3 protein-coding genes are annotated in these 6,463 nt (G+C 60.5%); 1 reads left to right on the forward strand and 2 read right to left on the reverse strand.

Annotated elements, in window-relative coordinates:
* Together AC1DR1_RS22660 and AC1DR1_RS22665 are read right to left on the reverse strand one after the other, a co-directional pair.
* Nucleotides 1-2,970 (reverse strand): CHAT domain-containing protein (locus AC1DR1_RS22660; RefSeq protein ID WP_476993400.1); only part of this gene is annotated, 2,970 nt, incomplete at its 3' end.
* Between the two features lie 321 nt (nucleotides 2,971-3,291).
* On the reverse strand, nucleotides 3,292-3,531 hold the full coding sequence (locus AC1DR1_RS22665) for a hypothetical protein (RefSeq protein ID WP_476993401.1): 240 nt from the start codon (nucleotides 3,529-3,531) through the stop codon (nucleotides 3,292-3,294).
* Between the two features lie 2,189 nt (nucleotides 3,532-5,720).
* Here AC1DR1_RS22665 and AC1DR1_RS22670 point away from each other — a divergent pair.
* A partial coding sequence (locus tag AC1DR1_RS22670) for a DUF4192 family protein (RefSeq protein ID WP_476993402.1) occupies nucleotides 5,721-6,463 on the forward strand: 743 nt, incomplete at its 3' end.

Raw genomic sequence — 6,463 nt, forward strand, 5'->3', positions numbered from 1 at the left:
GTTTTGGGCTGCAGCGAATGCGGGAATCAAGCCGTGAGGGTCTACTTGCAGGTGTTCGTAGAGGGTGGTGAAGAACAGACGGGACGCTTCGACCTCGGCCGGCCAGAGAGTGCCGATCAGCGTTTGTGTGCCGCGTAGGAAGAAGGCAGCGGGGAGTCCGCGCAGGTTGTCCAGAAGGTCGAACCGTCCCAGGGCGGTTTCGCACGCCGACAAGGACAGGAGTCGTAGTTGGTCGAGTTGAAGGTCGAGAAGCTCGTAGGCGTGGAGGCGCCCGTCGGAATGCTCGCTGGGCCACAGGTAGACGTGATGGAAGGCTCCTCCCGCTGCGTTGTTTCGACCATGCGTGGACAGGTGCGTGAAGGTGCTCTCCTGTATAGCGTTGCGGAAACGTTCTTCGGTGGCTGCTTCATCAGTGCAGGCAATCTCTCCGAACCGACTGGCGATAGCTTCGGCTTCTGGGATGGATGCCTCCATCGCCGGCAGTCCGAAGGGTTGGGAGGCGAAGGACATTCCGAAAGACTGGACGGCGGTGGAGGCTTGTTGGCGTCGGGGTCGGGGGCGCAGCATGGCCAGATTTGGTAGAACCGTGACCGTGAAGTGGTCGGCCAGTATCCCTTGGGAGGTTGGCAGGAGGTGGAATGGCAAGTAGTGCAGGGGACCGTGCGGTACAACAATGAGCCGGGTTCGTCCTGTGTCGCCGATTCGCACCAGTTCTTCGATTCCGTCCGGGGCGCCAAAGATCTGTTTAGTGATCTCATGCAGCGCGTAGTCCGCCTCCGGAGTGACGTTGCGGACGGGGCCCGGATAGTCGGTGGTCAGCTGACGAGTCTTACTGACCGTGGCCGCTAGTGGGTGCCGCAACAACTCTCGACCATCGCCGTGCCACTCTATGAGACCGGGAAGGTTGCTGACGCTACCGATTAAGAATTCTTCATCGCTAGTGTACACCATTGTGTAGACGGTAAGCCGTCCTTCAGGATTGGTCCCGAGGACGATGTCAGCGAGCACCGTGCCTGGTCCCAATTGCTCGTGGATCTCCTCGGGAGACAGGACCCGAGATTCCGTCCCTGCGCTGCGCGTAAACTCGTCGAAGACGTACTTGTCGAAGACCCGCTGCATGTTTGACAACTTCTCTTGGGCTGTCGCGCCGGAACGCACCTCCCGGTCACTGATGTATGTCGTCAGCAGGGCATCGTCATCGAAGCCGACCGAAGCTTCGGTGGCGGATGCGGATTGGGCTACCGGCTGGCTGTTCTCCAGCTCTTGGATGAGCCGCAGCTGCCTCTGACCCTCCGGATCAGCCGTCACCGCGTAGCCCTCGTTGGCCTCCAGAGTCGCGGCGAATGCCCACCCCTTTGTCATCTGTCGAAGAACCGCRGCGCTCAACGGGGTGATGCCGTCACGGGTGCCGGCGGCCAGTGCAAACTGGCATGTGCGGTAGAACTCATACTGCACCGGCTCGCCGTAGCTGAGCAGTGCCTTGGTGAGAGGAAAAAGATTTCTACAAACACGGGCGGCCACATCCGAAATGGGATTGTCTCGGGCGATCCAGCCCATTCGGCGAACAAGGTCACCCACCACTGACTCCAGGTCCAGTATGAGGGCGCGCTGGAGGCTGTAGCTGTACCAGTCAACACTTTCGCTGGGCTGAGTGTCGACCTTGTTTACAGCTGCTCCTATGCCAAGTGTCAACAGATACCAGTTTCGCATCTCTCGGAGGGGCTTCCAGACGCCATCCGGTTTGACAGGCGTCTCCTCAAGAAGAGCAATGGCAACGTCTTCCCTGTCGGCGGCCTGCTGAGCTTTGGCTTCGCGGACCTGCGCGGCCAGTTCGAGAACGCTTTGATACTTGTCAGCATCGCCCCGGAAGAACGCTCCGGGAGCCCGGTAAACGGATTCTCGGTAAACGGATTGCAGAATGGAGAGCTCCTGGTTCCACAGATTCTGGAGCCGTTCAGCACCGAGTGTCCGGGCTTGCGTGTGCAAGTCGGTGAGCGCGCGCAGGCTCGGTATTGGTTTTGCGGGGGCGCTGGCTACCGCTTCGAGTAGCGATTCTTCGTAGGCCCGGTGTGCTGGGTGTATGTTTCTCCAAGTTTTACTTGGCTTGTGCGCGCTAGTGGTTTTGCTTCGCTGGGGCGTCTGTTGGAGGAGGGCATGGATGGAGAGGATGTGGCGCTTGTCGTCAGCCGGATCTAGGTGGGCGAGGGCTTGTGTTGCGGTTTCGTCTAGATCGGTGTCTGTCACTGGTTCGCCGAGTTTGCGTTGCAGGTAGAGGGCCTCGAATAGTCCTTTCAGTGATAGGCCTTTCTCGGCGTTGAGTCGAAGTGAAGCCGCTTCGGCGTATTGTTGGGCTGCTGTTTTGAGGGCTTGCTGCATTTCGGGCATGTCAGCTTCTGCCCAGTTGAGCTGGTCTCTTTCGGCTGGATCGAGTGCGAACTCTAGTCGTCTTCGTAGTTGCTCCCGCTGTTGGGGCTGTGTCAGTGGCAGACCTTTGTAGGGATCGAGGCTGAGCCCGGCTAACCGGTAAAGGACCCTGCCGACGCGTTCGGGATCATCCTCGTTGCGCAGGCGCGTAAGCAGTACATCCCCGAGGTGTTGAGCGCGCCGGTAGAGGCGTCCGTCGGGGGCTGAAATGAGCACCGGCAGGGCTGCCAGAATCCAGTCGCTGACCGTTTCCTCGTACATGTCCGAAAAGGCGAAACCTAGATTTGGGCGAAGCTCTCCCGTGTCAGATGGTGGGTGGCACAACGGCGTAACGGCGGTCAGCAACATCTCTTGGAGAATCCAGCCGTCGCGCCAGCGCTCGCCCTTCTGGATCTCCAAAAACGCGTACCTGCTAAGGGCCCGTACGTACGCCAGGGACAGCTGCCACATCGACGATGGGTCGGCCATCATCTCCTCAGCGTGCTGCGCGCTGATGTGGCGCAGTCTGACCTCCTCCCAAATCTGCTCGATGGGGCCCAGTCCCAATGGGTAATCCTCGGGAGACCGGCGGAGGCGCCGAGCCACTGCATCCAAGAGAGCAAGGGACACATACCTCGGGTTAGCTTGATGCCGATGGTCGGCAGGGATAGCCGCCAGGGCACCCTGAAGCACATAGGAGTTCAACATCTGTGGGTGCCTCGACACGAAGTTCCTCAGCGGCTCTCCGGTATCGGTGGGGACGTCATTCAGTAGTGCCAAGTTTGTTGATTCAAAGCTGCTGCCGACGTAACACGGCAACGTGAAGTCCGCCGACTGCGGTGGAGTCTCATCCATGGCCCAGCTCCTGCTCACAAGCCGCTTTCTCGTTCATGTTCCCGCAACAGCAGGGGGTGTCGCGAGCCGGCCACCCGGCTGGGAGGTGGTACCGCTCAGCCGCCTCGACGACGGCGCGGTCAGGGCGGTGACGAGGGGGCCGGCGGTGCCGACGCCTTCGCGGGAGAGGCTGTAGAGTGTGCCTTTGCCGCGCACGAACTCTTCGGGGACGAACTGCGGACGCGGGTCGGTGTCCACCGTCGTGTCCCGTAGCGCAGTGACCCATTGGCTCACGTCACGGTCGGTCAGACAGGAGACCATCTGCCGGGCGGTTCCGTAGACACCGGCCCTCTGCTTTTCCGGTTCCCTGAGTGACCCATCACCATGTCCGAGATGATAGTTGCAGCCAGACCGCGTGCGCTTCTGCCGGTGTGATCAACGKGGGTGCCGCCGAAGCAGGCTTGATCGCCTGCAGGAGTGGCGTTTGAGTGCCCGCAGGCCGATCGGCCTGCTGACCGTCCAGCCTGGACGTCCCGCAGAAATGCCTACGTCGCCGGTTAGTCGTCCATCGCGTCGTCAAACTCTTGCCAATATTCATGTAGTTCCTTGAGTCTGCTTCGCAAGGGTGCGTCGAGCTCCCGTAGCTCCGCAATCTCTTCGTCGTTGAAGGCGCCCGCGAATCTATGAATTGCGCTCTCTAGACCATTTTCTAGTGCATGCGCTGCAAAGCGTGTCTTCGAGCCGTCCATAGGACAACCTCCTCAACTAGTATCCGGTGTTCGGTAGAGCGTCGGGCACACGGCGGTCGTGCGCGCGCTTGACGAGCGTGTCCAGCGGTGCGGGGATCGCCGCCGAGCACGAGATCGATGGACGTCCATAAAATCCATCGGCCATCGGGTCCATCGGCTTGAACAGATGCAATCTCGATATCACTACATCATCATGGGCCCGTTATCGTCGCGTTACAGCATCAGCGCGCAGCGTGCCGCGCCAGTCACTGTTAGACATCCGGGGCTTGTTGCGGTCGAACATCTGGTCCACTCCAGCAGCATGTGATTCCGCAGTGCAGTGAGAAGGTGTAGTTCCGCACAGACCGGGTGCGCATGGGTCGTTTTTGTGATCTTCCAATTTAGCTGCACTCATCGAGTAGGAGTCGGTGAGAGTGCCAATACCCAAGTGCTATGGTCTAGCCAACAACGATCGCGGTCGTTGCTAGCCCACGGCCATTTGGGGTAATCGGTGCCGGGCCGAGCACTTCGTTCGGCAAAAGCGGGACGGTGCCGCGCGCCAACATCTGGTAGGCCCGCGGGTCCTGGGTGGTAATGATCCGCATCCCGCCCCCATGTCTGGCCTCAAAGAATTGGAGTGAGCCCCTTCTCGTGGACGTGACGGAGGGAAACAATCCAGCCAATAAGCCCCGCTATCCCAAGCGATCGTAAGGTTCTGCTGTCGACGGCAACTGCCGAGACGCTCGAATGCTTGTGCAGACACGTCTTTCGTCACCATCGAACTGCGCGACAGTTGCCAACGAAAATGGAAATAGACGTGACCCCTGCTGTTGACCGGCGGGGGTCCTTCTGGAACCGGGCGGCCCACGTCGTGCGGACGAGGGGCGCTGCATCGAGCGTTCGTAGGAAGGAAGTCTTCCATCACATCACAGACCGCGCTGCTTTCCTGAATCCCCTGTGCCCCGGGCAATCATGTCCCCAATCTGGATAGACAGCATGGAGGAGCGTGGAAACGATCAAGCGACCCGGTAGCTAGCAGGCGGTGAAGGGTGAGCGGAAAGCACGATAGACAACGAGCCCATCGGCTCAATGTGCCCTCCGGTCTAGGAAAAGCTACCGTGCCGGCGGCATTCGCTGATTCGGTGCCAGGAGCGCACCCGTGCGACAACGGGCTGGGCCCGGGAAGACCCCGTCCGGGCCACGTCTCGGCGGCCACCCCGCACCAGGGGAATCGTGAAACGCGCCCGATGGCACTGGGCACCGAGTCGGCTATGAATCCGAAACTCCGGTACTGCGACTACTACAACTTCATATCGTTCGCAGACTTCCTGCCCTGTGTCAACAAGAGTGACGGCAGTGAGCCGGACATCTCGCACACACAGCCACTGACCACAAGGCGCTTTCCTCAAGCGCGAACGGAACGGCCAATGACTCTGCGGGGACCCGTCCGAAGGTCTCCCCGAGCTTCCATCAGAACTTGCGGAGTCATCCCAATCATCAGCGGCGCCTTCTGGTCCCCAATCATCGCTGGGCGGTCCCTGCACGCAACCCGGGCGCTCCGCGCCGGGCATTCCCCCAAGAATTCTTCCTCGGCGCTCCTCCGTCGCTTATTTCCTCGCAAGAATTCTCTCCTCCTGCCCGGTCCCCCAGGTTGCCCTCCGGGCCCTTATACCCAGCGGTGATCTCCTCTACCAGAAGGCACCACAAGAGCAGACGGCCAAACACGCCGGCAACGCAAAACAGGAGGAGATCACCATGGAAACGCTTCACATCACCACCGCGGCTGAYTTGATCAGCTTGATCGGGCACAGCCTGGGCTATTGGCCACACGAGAGCTTGGTCTGCATCTCGCTGCAAACCAACCGCATGGGTGCCACACTGCGGGTGGACCTGCCCTCCAGCTCGGAACATGCAGAGTTCTACGCCCGGAGCGTCGCCGGCCACCTCGGAAGCGACACCGACGCGACAGCATCAGTATTCGCCATCTTCGCGGACGCACCCTGGACAGCACAACGACGGCAATTCTTCCGTCCAATCATCCACGAAGTCGCACAAAGGCTGGCAGAGTCCGGCATGCCAATCCGTGCTGGCTGGATCGTAGGGCCTTCATCATTCGCCGAGTACCAGCCACAGACGACGTCCTACGGCCCAGAGGTCCCACTCGAGGCTGTCCAGTCGAGCTGCATCAACTCGGAACTGATCTTCCGTGGCAGCCAGGTACAAAGGAGTCTGTCACCGGCACTTCCCCACCGGATGGCGACGCCTGCATTTGAAATCGACGTGGAGGCCAACAAGAAGTTAGTCTCCTCGCGAAATGCCACAGTGCAGACGGCACAGGCTCGCGCGCTATGGGCCTTCCTGATTGAGAGCGGGAATGATCCGACGGCGGCTCAGCTGGCAGAGCTGCTGGCGATCCTGCAATTCCCCGGGCTCCGGGACAGGCTTATCGCCGACATGCCCGGGCTCGATCTCCCCATGGGACTTCTGCTGTTCGGCGA

Source organism: Arthrobacter sp. P4_F10 (genome assembly GCF_056401435.1).